This is a genomic window from Actinoplanes sp. G11-F43, from assembly GCF_050589265.1.
GTDB lineage: Bacteria > Actinomycetota > Actinomycetes > Mycobacteriales > Micromonosporaceae > Actinoplanes.
On sequence record NZ_JBNZCE010000111.1, the window covers coordinates 1 to 866 of the forward strand.

Here is an 866-nt window from a genome sequence, read left to right on the forward strand (position 1 = left end):
TAACCGGGCCGGTCACCACTCGGACGACGGTCTCCGCCCTGGTAACCCGGACGGTCACCGCCCGGACGGTCACCACGGAAGCCACCACCCTGCGGGCGGTCACCCCCACGGAAACCACCACGGTCACCGCCACCCTGATAACCGGGCCGGTCACCACTCGGACGACGGTCGCCACCGCGGAATCCACCCCGGTCGCCGCCACCCTGGTAGCCCCCACGGTCCCGGTCGCCACCACGGAACCCACCGCGGTCACCGCCACCCTGGTAGCCGCCGCGCTCTACGCCACGGTCGCCACGGAAGCCACCACGGTCTCCGCCGGCGCCGCCACGGTCGTCGCGCCGGAAGCCGCCCCGATCGCCGCCACCCTGGTAGCCCCCACGATCGCGGTCGCCACCGCGGAACCCACCGCGGTCGCCACCGCCCTGATAGCCCGGCCGGTCACCGCCACGGTCCCGGTCGCCACCGCGGAATCCACCACGGTCGCCGCCCTGGTACCCGCCACGGTCGCCACCGCGGTCCCGGTCACCTCCACGGAATCCACCACGGTCGCCACCACCCTGGTAACCACCACGCGAGCCGCCACGGTCGCCACCCCGGTCACGGTCTCCGCCACGGAAGCCGCCGCGGTCACCGCCCTGGTAGCCGCCACGGTCACCACGCCGCCCGTCGCCACTTCCGTCGCGACCGCCTCCGGAACGACGATCGTCGTCGCGGTGGCTGGAGCCGCCGTCCTGCGGTCCTGTAGTCACGGATCATTCCTTCCAGTACGGCGGCGGGTTACCGAGGCCCGAGTGGCCCTGCTCCGACACACGCTGTTCTCGATACACAAATTTACTAGGGCATCTGCCCATAAACGCAGTCGAGGG

1 protein-coding gene is annotated in these 866 nt (G+C 72.1%); it reads left to right on the plus strand.

The annotated features are described in order from the left end of the window. Positions 1 to 866, plus strand: an 866-nt coding sequence (locus ACQ0O7_RS45145; protein WP_430792108.1) for a hypothetical protein, incomplete at both ends; no start/stop codon positions are given.